The organism is Aquirufa sp. OSTEICH-129A (assembly GCF_054558355.1).
Genome location: NZ_JBPXKC010000002.1, coordinates 115289 through 133764 on the forward strand (window position 1 = coordinate 115289; position 18476 = coordinate 133764).

General features: G+C 39.0%; 12 protein-coding genes. 2 read left to right on the forward strand and 10 right to left on the reverse strand.

What is annotated here, in order from left to right:
* Positions 1–52 precede the first annotated feature (52 nt).
* Positions 53–784: a DUF3575 domain-containing protein gene (locus SKC36_RS04395; RefSeq protein WP_459464892.1), complete on the reverse strand. Its 732-nt coding sequence runs from the start codon at positions 782–784 to the stop codon at positions 53–55.
* A 77-nt stretch (positions 785–861) separates the two neighbouring features.
* On the reverse strand, positions 862–1692 hold the full coding sequence (locus SKC36_RS04400) for a M48 family metallopeptidase (RefSeq protein ID WP_459454415.1): 831 nt from the start codon (positions 1690–1692) through the stop codon (positions 862–864).
* 125 nt (positions 1693–1817) lie between these two features.
* Between SKC36_RS04400 and SKC36_RS04405 the strand changes: the two genes are divergently transcribed.
* Positions 1818–4532: a hypothetical protein gene (locus SKC36_RS04405; protein ID WP_459464894.1), complete on the forward strand. Its 2715-nt coding sequence runs from the start codon at positions 1818–1820 to the stop codon at positions 4530–4532.
* Here the strand turns inward: SKC36_RS04405 and SKC36_RS04410 are convergent.
* From SKC36_RS04410 to SKC36_RS04445, 8 genes are all read right to left on the reverse strand, one after another.
* Entirely contained in the window at positions 4529–5674 is a 1146-nt protein-coding gene (locus SKC36_RS04410) for a YncE family protein (protein ID WP_459464896.1), read from the reverse strand. The genes SKC36_RS04405 and SKC36_RS04410 overlap by 4 nt on opposite strands.
* Before the next feature lie 33 nt (positions 5675–5707).
* Entirely contained in the window at positions 5708–6964 is a 1257-nt protein-coding gene (locus SKC36_RS04415) for a PQQ-dependent sugar dehydrogenase (protein WP_459464898.1), read from the reverse strand.
* 172 nt (positions 6965–7136) lie between these two features.
* Complete coding sequence (locus tag SKC36_RS04420; RefSeq protein WP_459464900.1) at positions 7137–8270, reverse strand: acyltransferase family protein; 1134 nt, start codon at positions 8268–8270, stop codon at positions 7137–7139.
* A gap of 78 nt (positions 8271–8348) precedes the next feature.
* The gene (locus tag SKC36_RS04425; RefSeq protein WP_459454410.1) at positions 8349–9656 is read right to left on the reverse strand and encodes an aminotransferase class V-fold PLP-dependent enzyme; all 1308 of its coding nucleotides are present in this window, start codon (positions 9654–9656) and stop codon (positions 8349–8351) included.
* Positions 9657–9677: 21 nt separating this feature from the next.
* Complete coding sequence (locus tag SKC36_RS04430) at positions 9678–11861, reverse strand: c-type cytochrome domain-containing protein (protein WP_459464902.1); 2184 nt, start codon at positions 11859–11861, stop codon at positions 9678–9680.
* Positions 11862–11866: 5 nt separating this feature from the next.
* Positions 11867–13321, reverse strand: a complete 1455-nt coding sequence (locus tag SKC36_RS04435) for a DUF1501 domain-containing protein (protein WP_459454408.1) — start codon at positions 13319–13321, stop codon at positions 11867–11869.
* Positions 13322–13333: 12 nt separating this feature from the next.
* Positions 13334–15664: a PSD1 and planctomycete cytochrome C domain-containing protein gene (locus SKC36_RS04440; protein WP_459464903.1), complete on the reverse strand. Its 2331-nt coding sequence runs from the start codon at positions 15662–15664 to the stop codon at positions 13334–13336.
* A gap of 11 nt (positions 15665–15675) precedes the next feature.
* Positions 15676–16653, reverse strand: coding sequence for a Kelch repeat-containing protein (locus SKC36_RS04445; RefSeq protein ID WP_459464905.1), 978 nt, complete (start codon positions 16651–16653; stop codon positions 15676–15678).
* A gap of 146 nt (positions 16654–16799) precedes the next feature.
* Between SKC36_RS04445 and SKC36_RS04450 the strand changes: the two genes are divergently transcribed.
* Positions 16800–18212 carry a PQQ-dependent sugar dehydrogenase gene (locus tag SKC36_RS04450; protein WP_459464907.1) on the forward strand — a complete coding sequence of 471 codons (1413 nt, stop codon included), beginning with the start codon at positions 16800–16802 and terminating at the stop codon, positions 18210–18212.
* Positions 18213–18476 lie beyond the last annotated feature (264 nt).

Below are 18476 nucleotides of genomic sequence, written 5' to 3' on the forward strand. Positions count from 1 at the left end.
AAAATTATACCGAAATAATACCTAAAAATACTCTAATTCCTTTAGCTTTCTATCAAAACTTAAAGCCCAAATTAAGTCCTAAGCCTCTTAGTCCTAACCACGGTCCTTCTGTATTAATTTGAGCTGAATTAGCGGTAACTTTTCCTACGGATTTAAAGGGAGCTGTATCCAAATTATCTACTTCCCTTTGTAAAATAGCTTGTTCATCAGCATTCAAGGATGGTTGAAATTCCGCCGTTAAAATACCCTTGCTGGTTCCAAAATGAGCTCCTACAATCCAAAAGTCAACTACCAAACGATTCTTCCAAAGTGGATATTGTACACCAAACATCACCCCCCCATTCATGGAAGTGATTTTTCCTTTAAAATCACGATCCACCTGCATGAATTGACCACTGGTTTTATCTTCCACGGTAATAGGGGCTGTCAAATCATAAACCAAATATCTGGCATAAGGAGCGGCATAAAATCCTTGGTTACCCTTACTGCTAAAATAGTATCTAATTTCAGGTGTAATAGCGAAATTACCCAGCTTCAATCGAGATAAATTGATCGACTGATCATTTATTTGATCCGAAATAAAACCTTCCATTGGAACATTCCCATAAGGCATTGATCTAAATCCTAATGAAAAGGAAAGGTGCTTGCTTAGGCTTCGCTCATAAGTAAAATTATAATTTCTTAGGACCAAAGAGCTCAGATTTACCTTGATACTATTTTTAGGCGATTTTTGGGCCCAAATTAAGCCGGGAATCAAAAGTAAAAGCAATAAAATTTTCTTCATGAAGGTTGATTGTTGGCAAGCTAATAACTTAAAATTTCAATGGAATTTCTCTTTTCGTTTCCAGAGGAAACTCCCCTTTACTTTTTATAATATTTCATTGCCTCTGGCAAATATTCCTTAATCTTTTGAATTCTAGTGGCATCAGATGGGTGAGTACTTAAAAATTCAGGTTGAGCCTCTCCTGATTTTGATTGATGCATGCGTTCCCAAAAAGCCATGGCCTCGGTCGGGTCATACCCTGCTTTGGCAGCCCACATTAATCCGAATTTATCGGCTTCTAATTCCTGCTCACGAGAAAAAGGTAACATGATTCCTACCGTGGTACCTATTCCATAGGCTCGCATAAATAAATCTTGGGTTTCTTTCGGCTTACTAGAAATAGCTGCAGATAAAACTGACCCACCTAATTCTTGTATCATGGACTCGCTCATCCGCTTATTTCCATGCTGCAATAAAGCGTGAGATACCTCATGTCCCATGACAAAAGCCAAGGCAGTTTCATTTTTAGTCACCGGCAAAATGCCTGTATAAACCACAATTTTACCTCCAGGCATACACCAGGCATTGATGGTTGTATCATTTTTAACCAAATTATATTCCCACTGATACCCTTTTAAAAAATCCTTATTATTTTTCTCAACAAAATAAGCCTCCACAGAAGCCGTGATTTTCTTTCCTAAACGCTGCACCATTTGAGCACGCGCATCTTTAGCAGGGGAAATTACTTGGCTCGTTTTTAAAAACTCTTGATACTGCGTTAAAGAAAGTGCCTGTATTTCCTGCTCTGAGACAAGGGATAATTGACTCTTTCCTGTTAAGGCATTTTGCGCGCAGGAAATCACAATCAATGAAATTAAAAGAATCAGGAGGCTACTAATACCGTATACTTGTGTAGAACGTTTTATCATAATCAAACTAATGTTGAGCTTGGACACAGAAATAAAATGTAAATTTAATCTATGCCACCTGATTTACCCAATTAAATAACTTGTTGTTCTTATTTTTGTAATAAACCGCCTCAAAAAACCATTCCATGTTGAAAAAAATTCTTTATTCCTTTTTGGGAATCTTTTTATTCTTTGTGCTAGCCGCCATTGGGATATCTAGGCTCTATAAAAATGATATCAAGGAGCTAATCATGCGAACAGCCAATGAAAAGCTAAAAGCAAACTTTCAATTTCAAGATGCCTCCATAAGTATATTAAGTCATTTCCCTAGCTTAAGTATCGAGGTGGAAAACAGCAGCATAATCGGTAAAGATGAATTTAAAAACGACACCCTTTCACAAATACCCAAACTTAGCATTCAAATAGCCCCATTGGCTTATATTTTGAATAAAAAAATAGAAATTCAAGATATCATCATTGAACAAGCTCAGTTTAATTTAATCATTCTTCCCAATGGTCAAATGAATTGGGATATCTATCAAGCTGGTCCACAGGAAGCTCCTAAAAAAGAATCAGAACCCAGCATGAGTATTTCCTTGAATCATTATCAATTGATTGATTCAAAAATTCTTTATAAGGATGAGATGCGGGGCTTTTCAAGCCAATTAATTCAGTTAAATCATGAAGGTTCTGGAGATTTTTCAGAGGAAATTTTCACCTTAACCACCAGCACCCAGGTTGAAAAGCTAAGTGTAGAGTTCCTCGGTAAAACCTATCTATCAGAAGTACAAGCCAAACTAGAAGCTCCTATTGAGATGAATTTCGCTAACATGGAATTTGCCTTTAAAAACAATGACTTGTATTTAAATGAATTACCTATTCATTTTGATGCTAGAGTGGCTATGCCCGATACCACCATGGACATGGACATCAAATTTCATGCCTTAAAATCACCTTTGAAAGATTTCTTATCTCTTGTTCCTGTTTTATACCAAAACTCATTTAAAAACCTGCAGGCATCAGGGGATTTTGCCTTATCAGGCTATGTCAAAGGTAAAATAAATGGTAGCTCTATGCCTGGCTTTGGAATGGATTTACGAATCTCAAAGGGTGCATTTAGCTATGCCAACGTTCCTGTTGGGGTTAAAAAAATGGAAATGGACTTACAAGTTGATAATCCAGATGGAATACCTGATCACACGGTAATAGACCTAAAAAACTTTCATGTGTGGCTAAATAATCAACCAATAAAGGCCCATTTGCTCTTAAAAACGCCTATTTCAAATCCCTACCTCAAAGCAGGCCTCACAGGGGTTCTAAATTTGGGGGAAATTGCAAAAATTATTCCTCAGAAAAATACTCAAATGAGTGGTAGCATTCAAAGTGATATTCAATTAGATGGCTATGTTCAAGCGTTTAAGCAAGCTAAAGGAAAAGCCAATGGCTATTTTAAAGCCAATCAAATTCAATATAGCCAAAGCGAAACGCAACAGCATATTAGCATCAAGACTGCTTCTGCCTCTATAAACCCCAAGGCATTAATTATCAGCTCACTGGAGGGAAAGGTAGCTAATACCGAATTCTCGGCTAGCGGTAGTTTACAAAATTACGTCATGTATTTCCTGAAAAATGACCTAATCACGGGGAGTTTGACCATAAATTCGCCTTTGCTGGATTTAAACCCATGGATACCTAAGGGCAACTCTACACAAGCAAAATCAGCGAAAGCTAGTAACACTTTCGAGATCCCTAAAAACATCGATTTTACTCTTCAATCGAGCATTGATAGATTACTTTTTAAAGACCTTCAGATTACAGAAGCACAAGGAAAAATTCGAGTAGCAGATCAAGTTATTTCCATGGATGGTTTATCCTTTCAATTGGCTAAGGCCTACTGGAAATCAACAGGGACCTTTAATAAAAAAGAGAATCAAAACCCATCCCTTAAGTTCGCCTTCAATATTCATGATTTAAATATCCAAGAAGCACATAAATACTTTAGCTTGGTTCAAAAATTTGCTCCTATTGCTGCGGCTGCGCAAGGCAAGGTCAACGTAGACTTTAGCTATTCAGGAGATTTAACTAGTGATTTATCCCCCAATTTGATGAGCACCAACGCGGAAGGGAACATGGACTTAATTGATTTCAATGTAAAAAACTCGACCAGCTTCAACCAATTAGTGAGCTTAACCCAATGGAATCAATTGAAGAATTTGGAATTAAAACCTAGCCATGTAAATTTTAAGATAAGTCAAGGTAGATTGCAATTCAAACCATTCGAAATCAATTCCAATTTGACCAAATTTCAAGTAACTGGTTTCAATGGATTAGACCAAAGTTTGGAATACAATATCCTGACGGACATCCCAGCTAAAACTTTACAATCAGGCCTAGCGGTTAGTTTGAATCAACAATTAGCCAAATTAAATCCCAACTTAAATTTGGAAAACATTCAGCAAGCCTTAAAAATGCAAATTACTGTTCGAGGTTCCATGCTTAATCCTCAATTTAAGGTGAATGTCATCAATACGCAGGGAAATCCAACTAGTACTGTGAGCACACAAGCAAAAGAATTAGTGAAGCAAGAAGCTAAACAGCAGATAAACAAGCAGTTAGATGAGGCAAAAAGTAAAGCAGAAACCATCAAACAAGAAGCTGCGGCTCTCTCACAAAAAGTAAGGCAAGAGGCTTATGCAAATGCTGACCGAATGGTAGAAGAGGCCAAGAATCCATTGATGAAAATAGCTGCTCAGAAGATTGCTGAAAAACTAAAAAAGGAGGCCGACAGAAAAGCAGATGCTTTGTTAGATGAAGCGGATAAAAAGGCGCAAGAACTAATCGAAAAGGCTCGTCAAAATTAACGAGCCTTTCCAATTCCAAATTGATCACTCGCTCGGACCGCTTTTGAACCTTGGAAATCAATCTCAACTAGTTTTTCACTAGATACATAGTTATGCTCTTCGTCTTCTAAGTGATATAAAACCTTTCTGCTAACTGGGTCAATAACCTCCCCGCTAGAGGGGTAGGCATATTTCCCATCTAAGGAGAAACTAATCCACCCGGGCATATCTTTTAAAGGAATACTGGTCAACTGCTGATAAGGCGCCTTTCCCTGAAACACATGCAAGCGCATATTATAGCCATCGCATAACCAAATTTCTTTTTCATCGGGAGTTAAAGCTATGCCGTGACTAGGATTACCATGCCGACGAACGGGTCCTTTATTCCAACCTTCCACCACAACACTGGCTAATTTCTTTCCCGTTTTTAAATCACCCACTTCAAAGCCCAATAAACTATCTACGGTAACTAATCCTAAACTTTCTTTGCCATTGACGGTAAATGGACGAACAAAATTGCTGAATGGCCCTATTTTCTGCACCAAACTGTGCTTTTGGGCATCCACTTGGTATAACCATGGATTACCAATATCAGCCAAATAAACGTATTGACCAGATAAACCATATAAGGTATTATGTGCTCTTTTGAATCCTTTTAAAGTCTGCATAATTGCCCCTGTTTCGCAATTAACTACATTCCAGAAATCCTTTTCTAGGGAAGGCAAATACATGGTTTTCCCATCAGGAGAAATCGACATGCGGTCACATCCTCCCACAAAGGGGATTTCCCAAACAACTTTTTCTGTGCTTAAATCAATGCGTTGCAAAGATTCCAATGTACTTACATACAGGCTATTTAATGGAATGCTCACTGCAATTCCTTTCACATTGGAAGGCTTTCCATTGGGATGTAATCCTTGGGTTTTTATTCGTTTGACAAATCGATGATTGTTGTTGACATCAAACACCAAAATCCCGTGTCCCCCATAACCTAAATAATCCCGTATACCTGGAGTAGCTACATACAAATATCGCTTGAGGCTCGCTTGATTTTGCGCCATGGATGGCGATACAAATAATAAGCAAATCAAACTAAAGAAGAAATAACGAATGATTTTCATGGCATTGGGGCTTAAAAAAATGAGATGAACAATAATGCTCATCTCATCTTTTGGGATCTTATTTAAACAAGTTCATTATTTTTTATAAGTAATCTTAAAAATGGTTCCACCCAGATCATCCGCTACATACAAAGAACCATCCGGACCTTGGGCTAAGCCACATGGACGATGTTGAACTGGGCCAGTTGGTTTTGCTAAATCAATACCTGAAAAATTATCTGCAAAGATTTCCCATTTACCCGATGGCTTATTATTTACAAAAGGCACAAAAGCAACAAAATAGCCCTTTTTCAATTCCGAGTTTTGACCATGAAAGGCTACAAATGCACCGTTTTTATATTTGGCAGGAAATTGATTTCCTGTGTAAAACAATACGTCATTAGGTCCTAGATGTGCTGGAAATGCCACCTTAGGATCAATCGCTTTTTCTCCTGCTGTTTTCTTACCATCTCCACCGTATTCTGGTGCTAAAATCTTCTTATTTTGAAATTGATCATAATAGATGATTGGCCAACCACCATCGTCTCCTTCATGAATCTCATACAAACACTCGGCAGGTATTTCAGCACTTTGCTTGGGTGTATAGTATTGAGGATAAAAATCATGAAAAAATCCACGGCCATGTGAGGTAGCAAATAAGCTGTTCGTTTTACTATTCCATGTGATACCCACCGCATTTTTTAATCCGGTAACATAGCGTTTCCCATCTTGAAATTTCTGACCTAATTGATCAGCCTTAAATTTCCAAATACCGCCAGCTGAATCCAAAACAGTACAAGGAACCATGCCTTGACCAGTTCCAGGCACCCGACATGCATCGTTCCAGGAACCAATGGTCACATACATATTGGACTGTTTATCAAAAACAAAAGGTTTGGCATTATCGCGACCTTTATCGATTAATCCACTCACAATATTTTCGTAGTGCTCCTTATCTACTACTTCCAACTTATCATTCATTTTAAAGCGATTTACGCCCGAATTTGAAGAAGCATATAAATAACCATTTTGAATTTGAATACCCGTTCCTACAAAATCTCCGAAATAATTTGTCTCATCCGCCACGCCGTCCTTATTGGTATCTCTTAAATGGACAATCCCTTTACCATCCTTAAATTTGGATAATTTGGCATAAATATCTCCATTGTTAGCTACAGTTAAGTGACGCGTAGCACCCAAATTTGAGCCCACAATCGTGGTCTTAAATCCTGCTGGTACTTTGACTGCAGATTCTTCTGCCACTGATTTAGTTAGAGGTTTATTGGACATTAAAATGCCCAAAGAAAGCGTTGCCAATGCCCATTGGCCTATACTCGTTTTAATTTTTTTCATGTTAAAGGATGAGGGTAAAAAAAAAATTCATTCAATCAAGTTCAAGTTACCAAAATCAGTTAAAAAACCTACCAGTAACTGCACGTATATGCATTTAATTCTTAATTCTACATTCTTAATTCTACATTCTACATTCTTAATTCTACATTCTTAATTCTACATTCTACATTCCTTACACCCGAAGAAATACTTTTTTCTGGTACATAAAATACAGGAAATACCATTTGATACCCGTATAACATATAGCCATGGCAACGGCATTGTAGGGATTCCCCAACAATTGACCCAACCAATGGAATACACTATCCGTACTATATTCCCAATTGATAAATACGCCTGACATATAAATCAAGATGGAATTCATACCAATTATTCGGAAGAAAAAAGACCATTTTTGATAGCCTTTTACATCAATGATGTAATAAAACAGGGACAATAACAACAAGCTAATCCCCCCCACTAGTAAGACAAAGGAACTCGACCATAGGTTTTTATTGATGGGGAAATCCAAATTCCAAATCAAAGCTAATATGATAAAAAATGCTCCAAACATGGCCATGCGCTTGGTCTTTTGAATACCATTACTTGGGTCATTTTTCAAGTAATTACCTGTTAAAATCCCTAATAATCCAGTAGAAATAGCCGGAATGGTCGAGGTTAAGCCTTCAGGATCATGATTCCCTTTGTACAATCTACCTGGCATGACCAGTCGATCCAAATAAGATGCGAAATTACCTTCTTGACTTAAATCTCCGGCAGGGAATCCTGGAGCGGCGTTAAACTTCAACATGAGGTAATAGAAGGCCAAAATACCACCAAACCAGATGGCTTGAATGCTAGGCTTTTTGGTATATAAATAAATAATATTGGCAAACATATAGCCTAAACCGATACGGCCTAATACGCTTCCGAAGCGAATTTCCTCTAATGGCTTAATCTCCAATCCATTGTTGTAAACCACACCCAGTAAAGCCAATACGATACCTCTTCTGATAACTTTAATTAAAAGCTGCTCTCGGTTTTTCCCTTTCTCTATTTCTTTACCTAAGGAAAATGGAGTGGCTACACCTGCCATAAATAAGAAAAGAGGGAAAATTAAATCGTAAAAGCGGAATCCATGCCAAGAAGGATGCGAGAATTGATGCGCAAAGAATCCCCAAATAGGAGAATCAGTAGCCTTGAACATGGTATGAAATATTTCATCAGCTCCCATGATCCAAAACATGTCGAAACCGCGTAAGGCATCGAGTGAATAGAGGCGATTAGCACTCAAACTGTTTTGATCCAAATTGGGTAAAGTAGTCATTTAATGAGGTTTAGATATCAAAAATTTATTTCTATGGATTAGCATGAATCATAAAAGAATCAATTCTAGCTATATTAATTATAATTTCTTGGCTTTTGCTTGTGCAGCTAGTTCTTTGATAGCATGCACCATTTTGTCTAAGTCTTTTAAACGGGTATAGACATGAGGAGTCACACGAACGCAAGAAATATTCTCCCACACAATTCCCACTGTATGTATTTTATATTTCGTAAATAAGGCACTATCCAGTTCAGGAATGGTCATTCCATCAATACTTACCCCAGCAATAGCACAAGAATATGCCGCCTTAAAAGAAGTATGAATTTTGACACCGGGAACATCTTTTACCTGGCTAGTCCAATAATTTTTAAGGAATCGAATGCGCTCTTCCTTTCTTTTAGAACCTATCGCATTATGGAAATTAATGGCCTCTCCTATTCCCTGTTCAATCGGAAAGCTTCGGGTTCCCAAGGTTTCAAACTTACGGATGTCTGTACCTCGCGGTTTATCATTGCATACCAAAGGCCATACTTTTTCAATTTTATCTTTCTTAATCCAAAGCATGCCTGAGCCTATGGGAGCAGATAAAAACTTATGTAATGAAGTCCCAAAATAATCACATCCCAAATCAGGAATCTTAAAGTCCAATAGTCCAAAGGTATGGGCGCCATCGACCAACACTTCGATACCATGCTTTTTTGCCATAGCACATATTTTGGCTACTGGCATGATTTGTCCAACCCAGTTGATGAGGTGGGTGACATGCAACAATTTAGTCTTGGGTGTAATGGCCTTTTCAAAAGCATCCACAATTTGAGCATCATTCTCTATGGGAAAATCAAAACTCAACTGCGTGTACACAATTCCATCTCGCTGGGCTCTTTGTCGCCAGGCATTTATCATATTAGGATAATCTTGCTTGGTACCTATAATCTCATCTCCGGCTTTAAAATCCAATCCAAAAATGACCGTATTTAGGGCTTCTGTTGCATTTCGATTGATGGCAATTTCCTCCCGGTCACAACCTGCCAATTCAGCTAATTTATCCCTCAAGGGTTCTCTTCCTTGATCTAATACCCGCCACATAAAATAGGAAGGACCCTCATTGGATAACTTATTGTAGCGTTCCACCGCTTCTTGAACAATCCTAGGACTAGGACTTACACCTCCATTATTTAAGTTAATGATATTAGGGCTCGTGGTATATCCTTGCTGTACAAATGCCCAAAAATCTTCATCTTCGGCAATTTGAGCGGGCGACAAATGCTGCTTGGAATCTAACATTTGTTTGAAGTCGGCCGCATGAGCCTGCTGAAATAAACTAGAGGCTGAAAAGGCACTGGTCATCAGGCCTAAAGATTGTACAAATTTTCTTCGGTTAGTCATAGGTTTAGCTTATAATGCCTATTAATAAAACAAGACCTCATCCATTTTTATAATGGCTGGATTGGTTTTGTCTTTCACATAGGCTGGAAATCTTTTAATACGTTTAGCCAGTATTCGGAAATGCGTATAATTTCCCGAAGGTAAAGGAATATTGATAGCTTGTGGCGAATATCCTCCATTCTCTTCGGGTTGCTCTGGCTTAGCAGTTGCTAATTTCTTTAAGGTTTTCGGTGAATTACCCGCCCATAATTCTATTTCAAGGGGTGGGAAAATATTGGAATCTTGCTTGCGCAAATAACTAACAGTTACTCCCTTAACAGCCTTAGCTTGTTTAAATTCAAATAAGGCATCCGCATCTTGCTTTTGAAACCCTATCCAAGTATCATTAGCTATTCCACGAATATCCCGCTTTCCTTGAATCAAATCCTTCAGTGTACTAGCTCCTTTCGCTTGCCATTTAGGTTCGGGCTGAGTAAACAAATAAACAGAATCCGGCACAAAGCGATACTTATAAAAGGTGTTTTTTACCACCTTACTCGCCAACCATCCTGGTTTAGTAGCCAAAACTTTTACCACAGTAAATGCTGGAATATCAATAGGTCCAAGGGTAACTAAGGTACCCAAGGAATCTGGTTCTTGTTCTTTGTCTAGGGTATAATGAATGCTTGTCCCTTTAATGGTATGTTTAAAATTCACCTTGTCTTGTGGTCCCAAAAAGAAATTTTCATTGACCAAAATAGGAGGATTAATCATCAATTTTTCCCCGGTAGGCACAAAGCCCTCCTCCCAATGAATTTTAGGATAGGTCTTTTTCCAGCTTTCGATTTGCTCCAATGGTATTGGGGTGTTCCAAAGAAATACCTCTTTCAACTGAGGTAATTGGCTAATCAAAGGTTGCAATTGACTAGTGGTAATTTTAGTCCCCGATAAGGATAAAGAAACCAATTTCTTATTGGCTAATAAGGCTTTCAAATTAGCTCCTAGGATTTCTGTAAAATTCAAATTCAGTTTTTCCAGATTGACAAATTGAGACAGAATACTCAAATTTTCATCTTTTACAGGCATTTTTGCCAAATTGATTCCAAGCAATTGATCCGAAACTTTGGATAAGTTCTCTAAGCTTTTTAGCTCAAATCGTTTGGCTACATAAAAATCAGCTTGCAGAGCAGGTGCGTCACTGGAAATAGGATAAACGGAACAAAATGGAGTATTGACTGCTTGGATGTCAGCATCACTAGCCGCCGAAAATGGATATGCTCTTTTCGGTATTTCCAAAGTGGAAGGTCGAGCAAAAAGTTTAGAAACCAATGTAGCCACTTGCGATGCCGGTGCATAGGCCTTGATTTTTTTATCTAAAGAGGCTCCATCTTTTACCCAAGCTTCCAACAGCAATATCTCATCGGCGCTTAGCTGGCTTTTACCTTTGGGCGGCATATGTTCCTTATTGTCTAAGGGTAAATGGGCTCGTTTTAAAAATAAGCTGTTGCTAACATCGCCCGCTTTCAAAAAGTCGCCATGCTTTCCGCCTTGTAGTAACTTAGCTACTGAGCTCATATTCAATTGACCCTTGGTTTTTTGGTCATTATGGCAAGAGACACATTTTTTCTCAAAAATAGGCTGAATGGCCGATTCAAATAATGGAGAATCACCAGTGGGAGCTTTTAGCTCACTTTCTTCTTGCCATAATTCCGTCAAGTAATTCTCCCCATGGGTAATATTTGCCCCACCATGACCAGCTAAACTCAACAAAAGGACTCCTGTAATTGATGCTATTAGTGCCTGTGAAGCAGTAAGCAATAATCGGTCAAAAAGCACCAGTTGTAACAAATAAAACCAAGATACGGCTAAACCAGCCCATTGATGAAAGACCAAAAGCGTAGGATCAAAGCCGGGCTCTTGCGACAAAAAGAAACCGAATAAGGCAGTAAGTGCCGATCCAAAAGCGGTAAGGTAAAGCACAAAACGGAACGAAAGGTAAAAGGCATGCTCACCTAATGGTCTTCGTAAAAGATGAACAAAGGGTAATAAAACGCCCATGCCAATAGGTAAATGTAGAATCAATGGATGAAGGCGACCTGTGGCTTGAAAGGCCCAAGGTAAATTCACTTGATCTTGCCAAAAAAGAAGAAAAATCAATAAGGCATGTAGAAAGATTAAGCCACTCAACAATACACTGTACCAAGAAGATAATTGTTCTTTATTCATCCCATTTATGCCAAAAGTCCAGGGATAACATTACCCGAAACGTCGGTTAATCGGTATCTTCTTCCCAAATGTTTATAGGTTAATTGCTCATGGTTGATCCCCATGAGGTGTAAAACTGTGGCATGAAAATCATGAATATTCACAGGGTCTTTAGCCACATTGTATCCAAATTCATCTGTTTCACCATAAACGGTACCCGGCTTCGTGCCTCCACCTGCCATAAAAATACTGTAAGCCCTTGGATGGTGATCTCGGCCATAATTATCGGGCGTAAAGTTTCCTTGGCAATAATTGGTTCGACCAAACTCCCCACCCCAGATCACTAAGGTCTCATCCAACAATCCTCTTTGCTTTAAATCCGTAATCAATGCTGCCGACGCACGATCTACATCTTGGGCTTGCATGGCCATTTCATTGGGAAGATTTCCATGGGAATCCCAACCCTGATGGTATAATTGAACAAAACGAACTCCTGATTCAGATAATTTTCTAGCCAATAAAGCATTGGCCGCATAGGTGCCTGGTACTAGGCATTCAGGACCATACATTTTTATGATATGATCAGGCTCCTTAGATAAGTCCGTCAATTCTGGTACAGCCGTTTGCATTCGATAGGCCATTTCATACTGCTGCACTTTGGCCTGAATTTCGGGATCTCCACTTTCATCAAATCCTAATTGATTTAATTCCGCTAAATGATCTAACATTCTCCGACGGTCTTTTTTGTCAATTCCTTCGGCGTCATTGAGGTATAAAATAGGGTCTTCGCTAGAACTAAACACGACCCCTTGATGGGTCGAGTCTAAGAATCCATTCGTCCATAATTTAGAATAAACCCCTTGCCCATTTCCTCTACCGCGCGATAATAACACGCAAAATGCAGGAAGATTTTTGTTCTCACTACCTAAACCATAACTCATCCAAGCACCCATGCTTGGTCTATTCCCAACTTGAGCACCTGTTTGTAAAAAAGTCAAGGCCGGATCATGGTTAATGGCATCAGTATTCATCGTTCGAACGATACAAATATCATCCGCTATTTTGGCAATGTTGGGTAACAAATCACTAATGTATGCCCCTGACTGTCCATGCTGCCTAAAATTATAATAGGAGCCCATCAAGGGAAACTTGGTTTGACTGGCTGTCATTCCTGTTAAACGCTGCCCCCCTCGGATGGATTCAGGTAAATCCTGCCCCATCATTTTATTCAATAAGGGTTTATAATCAAAGGTTTCATACTGGGAAGGCGCTCCATTTTGACATAAATAAATAATCCTTTTGGCCTTTGGAGCGTATTGGGCAATTCCCAATGGACTGCTGGATGGATCTGTTCCATCACCTTTCCAAATCTTGGGAATTAATAAAGAACCTAAGGCTAAGCCGCCTATACCCGCCGCCGCCTTTCCAAAGAAATGCCTTCTGGTGATATTCAGTCTATTCTTAAAAAACTCATTTTCCATAGCTGAAAAGGTTTAAACCCGCATTAATGTTTCTTCCATATTATAAATCATCTGAATCGTTTGCATCAACGCCGCAGTAAATGGATTAGCCAATGCTTGATTTTTTTGATATTCTCCAATCTTCATTAATTGATTGATTTTTTTAGGCTTCTGTTGAAATTCGACCTGCTCAGCCTCTAAATACTTTTTCAAAATAGCTAATTCTTTAGCTTGAGGGGTTCGACAAACTATTTTTCGAAAAACCTGACTTAAAACCTCATCCACAGGTAATTTCAGTTTAGCCATATTCTCTGCCAATACCCGAGCGCTTTCAGATACATGTGGGTCATTCATCATGACCAAAGCCTGTAATGGGGTATTTGTTCTACCTCGCTGAACTTCGCATTGATCCCGGTTACTGGCATCAAAAATCAACATGGATGGAGGAGGAACCGTACGTTTGATGAACACATACATACCTCTACGGTATAAGTCTTGCTTATGATCTTGTACATACGTCATCAAAGAACCACGTCCAGAAGATGCCACTTCCCAAATCCCTTTCGGTTGATAAGGTTTGATACTTGGCCCACCAATTTCGGTATTCAATATATCTGCACTTGCCAAGACATGATCCCGCACATTTTCTGCCGGTATGCGCAAGCGGGGAGCATGCGATAAATAAACATTATCAGGATCTACTTTCAAATGTTCCGATTTAATGGTCGAAGATTGACGGTAGGTAGCTGATGTCACAATTTGCTTCACCAAACGTTTGATATTCCAGTGGTGCGACTTAAAATCAACTGCCAACCAATCCAATAATTCAGGATGGGTAGGTAATTCTCCTTGCATACCAAAGTCGCCCAGTGTTTTTACAATTCCCCGACCAAAAAACTGAAACCATACCCGGTTAACAAATACACGGGCTGTAAGCGGATTTTGATCATCTATCAACCATTTGGCTAATCCTAAACGGTTTTTGCCATATTTTTGAGGAGAAAAAGGTAAAATGCTTTTGGGTATTCCTACACCTACTGGCTCACCATGAGCATCGTAATTTCCCCGGTTCAGCACATAGGTAGGTCGCCAGTTACTTGAATCCTTCATCACCATGACTTCTACTGCTGCTGTATCCCTTTTATTGATAAATTTCAAAATAGAAGCAACCTCTTGGCTTGTAATTTTGATATTGGGAGGATCGGCAAAAGAGGCATCAATGGTTCCAAAAAGACCTTTTTCTGGAACTTGGTTAAAAAATGCATAGGTACTATAATAGTCCTTTTGAGAAATAGGATCATATTTATGATCATGGCATTTAGAACATTCAAAGGTGAGCGCCAAAAATGCTTTCCCAAAAGTACTGGTCCGGTCATTGACATATTCCACGCGATATTCTTCATCTATAACCCCACCCTCTTGGGTGATTTTATGATTACGATTAAAACCTGTGGCTAAAATCATTTCTTTGGTGGCATGAGGAATCAGATCACCAGCCAGCTGCCAAGTTAAGAATTTGGAATAGGAATAATTCGAATTAAACGCATGAATGACCCAATCCCGCCAAGGCCACATGGTTCTTAAGCCATCGTCTTGATAGCCATGTGAATCCGCATATCTGGCAACGTCTAACCAGTAAGTGGCCATTTTTTCACCGTAATGCTTATTGGCCAACAATTCATCCACTATTTTTTCATAAGCCTGGGGACTTGTATCTTTTAAGAAATGGTCTTGCATTTTCAAGCTGGGAGGTAATCCAGTCAAATCAAAACAAACTCGCTTTAAAAGTCGCTCTTTATCGGCCTCCTCATTGGGACTTAGCCCTTTTTCTTTCATTTTAGCATAGGTAAAATGATCGATGGGATTCCGAGCCCATGCGGCATCAGCCTCAGGTATTTCAGGAGATTTAGGGGCAATAAAGGCCCAGTGAGGTTTGTATTTTGCCCCTTGTTCAATCCACTTTTCCAGTAATTCTATTTCATGTGGACTTAAAGTCAAATTGGATTTCATAGGGGGCATACGCAGAGAGGTATCCTTGGCTGTGATTCTTGCCATTAATTCCGATGCATCCGGATTCCCAGGAACGATAGCATGCGCTTTGGCATTATCCTTGAAGGCAGCATAAGCTCCCTCAGGAGTATCTAATCTAAGGTTGGCTTCTCGTTTGTTGGCATCTGGCCCATGGCATTTGAAGCATCGATCAGATAAAATAGGTCTGATATGGTAGTTGTAGTCAACTACATCGGGCATGGCCGTATCATCTGCTTGGGCACTGGTACATCTCCAACTGGTATAGGCTAAAATACCCAAAGCAGCCAAAAATAATATAGAACGTAGGGAGTTAATTTTCATGGTGATTTTCATTCATTCAATTTTTATTTCCATGATAAACATTCCATTTCATTGAGTTCTGGTCCACCACCTCGGTTAGCGCTGCCAGCCACTACATATATTTTTCCTTTCCAATAGACAACCCCTGTTCCATGCCTTCCTTGTATTAAATTAGGTAAACTAGACCAGGTTCCTGTACGGGTATCCAAAACCTCCACTTCGGAGTGGGCAGGTACTTGCTTCACACTTTCTCCATTCATGACCACCAGGTATGGACCATGGGCAATCGAAGAGGTTCCCGCTCGTAAAGTAGGAAGACCTTCCGCCAAGGTTGACCATTGATTACTTTTAAAATCAAAGACATCCACTTCTTTCATGCACAAATCCAAGACTTTACCAATCTTCGCATGAGAAGTTCTGCCTCCAGCTACATAAGCTTTATCTTTACCCACCATCACGGCTTGGAAATGATCCCTTGCCCTAGGGGCATCAGGTAATATTTTCCAAGTATTTGTTTGGGTATCATATTCATCAAACCACTTGACATGTCCATCATAATGCCCGTCAATAATGCCCGCAACCAAATAAATTTTATTACCCCGAGTAAATACACCCACAGATCCTCTCAAACGATCTGCAGGAATAGTAGCGCCTTCTCTCCAGGTTTTTGTTTTTGGATTGAATATTAAGAATTGAGGAATAGGTTTTTCATGTGGGTAATTGCCCGTTAAAGCACCTATTACATAAATTTCATGCTTAAAAGATATGGCTTGAAAATGATGAAATTCCATAGGAGCATCAGCTAAAACCGTCCAATTGGATGTTTTTGGATCAAATTCTTCAATAGGTCTTTTCCCTCTACCTCCTAGGGCATAAAATTTCCCGTCGCATTCCACCATGGAGCTTTCATGCCTTTTTTGAGCAGGTTGCTGGGATGTGATGATGTTCCAAGTGGAGGAAGAATCTTGACCAGATGCCCCCCAAGTGATTAGCCCAAGGCAAATCAGGAGAAACTTTTTCATGGTTTAATAGGTTTAAAAATCTAATGTAAAAAAAATATAGAAATGTTCCACTTTTTTATGCCGATAGACCTAGATAAAATTTCGACAAATTATTTTTAGCTTAGTGCTGTAATTCAAATACCCATAGACCCTTAAATCTTACCAATATGTATAAAAGACTCTGTATTTTAGGCGTAATTGCGGTGGCCTCCACCAGCATCATGTCCTTAACCAATGCACCCAAAAAGGCATTGGTGGACGAATCCACAGAAAAAACCTATACCCAATATTGCTCCAGTTGCCATGGTGAAAAAGTAGATGCTTTCGTAGACCGCAATTGGAAACATGGAAAAAGTAAACCCGAATTAATTGCTTCCATCACCAATGGCTATGCTGATTTAGGCATGCCATCTTGGAAAGCTGCACTAAGCGCTAAAGAAATTGAAAATTTAGCTGATTTAATTACTGAAAAATTAGCCAGTGTAGATCAATATAAATTTGCAACTAAGCCTAGCTCCAATGTATTCAAATCAGAAGGTATGACGGTGGTTTTGGATACCATCGTTACCGGCTTGGAAAGCCCTTGGGGATTTGCCCAATTACCTAACAAAGATTATTTGGTAACAGACCGTGCCGGAACTTTGTATTTGGTAGATCAGCAAAAGCATAAAACAGCTATAAAAGGTACTCCTGCGGTTATGGCCAAAGGACAGGGAGGTTTATTGGATGTGGTTTTACATCCTAACTATGCTTCCAATGGATGGATTTATATGTCCTATTCTAAATTCAAAACAGAGGGTGGACAAATATTGACTGCCACTGGAATTGTGAGAGGAAAAATCAAGAATAACGAATGGGTTGAATCTCAAGATATTTTTGAATCCCTACCCTATACCAAAACTTTCCATCACTTTGGTTCACGAATCGCCTTTGACAAAAAAGGATATTTATTCTTTAGTGTCGGAGAACGTGGTATGGAAAAAGTATTCCCTCAAGAAACAGACAATGATAATGGAAAAATTCATCGTTTGAATGATGATGGAAGTATTCCAAAAGACAATCCATTTGTAGGAAAAGATAAGGATAAATTTCACCATAGCATTTATTCGTATGGACAAAGAAATCCACAAGGTTTGACCTTGAATCCATATACTGGAGCCATTTGGGAAACAGAACATGGTCCTCGTGGTGGTGATGAAATCAATATTATTCAAGCCGGTAAAAATTATGGCTGGCCAACCATCTCTTACGGTATCAATTATGATGGCAAACCAATAACCAACATTTCAAAGAAAGAAGGCATGGAACAACCTATTACCTATTATCTTCCATCCATTGCTCCTTCAGGTTTAGCCTTTGTAGATAGTGATAAATACCCAGCTTGGAAAGGGAATTTGATGATCGGATCATTACGTTTCAATTACATGAATCGGGTGGTAGTAAAAAATAACAAAGTCGTATCGCAAGAAAAAGTACTTGTTAATCTAGGCCGTATGCGCAATGTAAAAATGGGTGTGGATGGATATTTGTATGTGGGCGTTGAAAATCCAGGTATGGTATTCCGCGTGAGACCGCAATAAATTCAACAATTTTAAGGTGTTTTGAACAACGCTGTCAAGGTTTGGAACCTTGACAGCGTTGTTTTTTTTAGCCCATTTACAGGTCAAACGAATGAGAATTCATTTCTATTGTCCAAATTATTGATATTCAATTTCTGAATAGTAAGGCAGGCATTTTTCAATTTGCCCTTTCTATTAACCATTCATCCAACTCATTTTATTGTTTGTCATATAGTACTATGTATAACAAAGTACCGGATTTAGTTTTGCATTGTCAAAGAGAGA

Coding starts and splice junctions, on each gene's coding strand:
- SKC36_RS04395 (WP_459464892.1), bottom strand. CDS start 784: ATGAAGAAAATTTTATTGCTTTTACTTTTGATTCCCGGCTTAATTTGG.
- SKC36_RS04400 (WP_459454415.1), bottom strand. CDS start 1,692: ATGATAAAACGTTCTACACAAGTATACGGTATTAGTAGCCTCCTGATT.
- SKC36_RS04405 (WP_459464894.1), top strand. CDS start 1,818: ATGTTGAAAAAAATTCTTTATTCCTTTTTGGGAATCTTTTTATTCTTT.
- SKC36_RS04410 (WP_459464896.1), bottom strand. CDS start 5,674: ATGAGCATTATTGTTCATCTCATTTTTTTAAGCCCCAATGCCATGAAA.
- SKC36_RS04415 (WP_459464898.1), bottom strand. CDS start 6,964: ATGAAAAAAATTAAAACGAGTATAGGCCAATGGGCATTGGCAACGCTT.
- SKC36_RS04420 (WP_459464900.1), bottom strand. CDS start 8,270: ATGACTACTTTACCCAATTTGGATCAAAACAGTTTGAGTGCTAATCGC.
- SKC36_RS04425 (WP_459454410.1), bottom strand. CDS start 9,656: ATGACTAACCGAAGAAAATTTGTACAATCTTTAGGCCTGATGACCAGT.
- SKC36_RS04430 (WP_459464902.1), bottom strand. CDS start 11,861: ATGAATAAAGAACAATTATCTTCTTGGTACAGTGTATTGTTGAGTGGC.
- SKC36_RS04435 (WP_459454408.1), bottom strand. CDS start 13,321: ATGGAAAATGAGTTTTTTAAGAATAGACTGAATATCACCAGAAGGCAT.
- SKC36_RS04440 (WP_459464903.1), bottom strand. CDS start 15,664: ATGAAAATCACCATGAAAATTAACTCCCTACGTTCTATATTATTTTTG.
- SKC36_RS04445 (WP_459464905.1), bottom strand. CDS start 16,653: ATGAAAAAGTTTCTCCTGATTTGCCTTGGGCTAATCACTTGGGGGGCA.
- SKC36_RS04450 (WP_459464907.1), top strand. CDS start 16,800: ATGTATAAAAGACTCTGTATTTTAGGCGTAATTGCGGTGGCCTCCACC.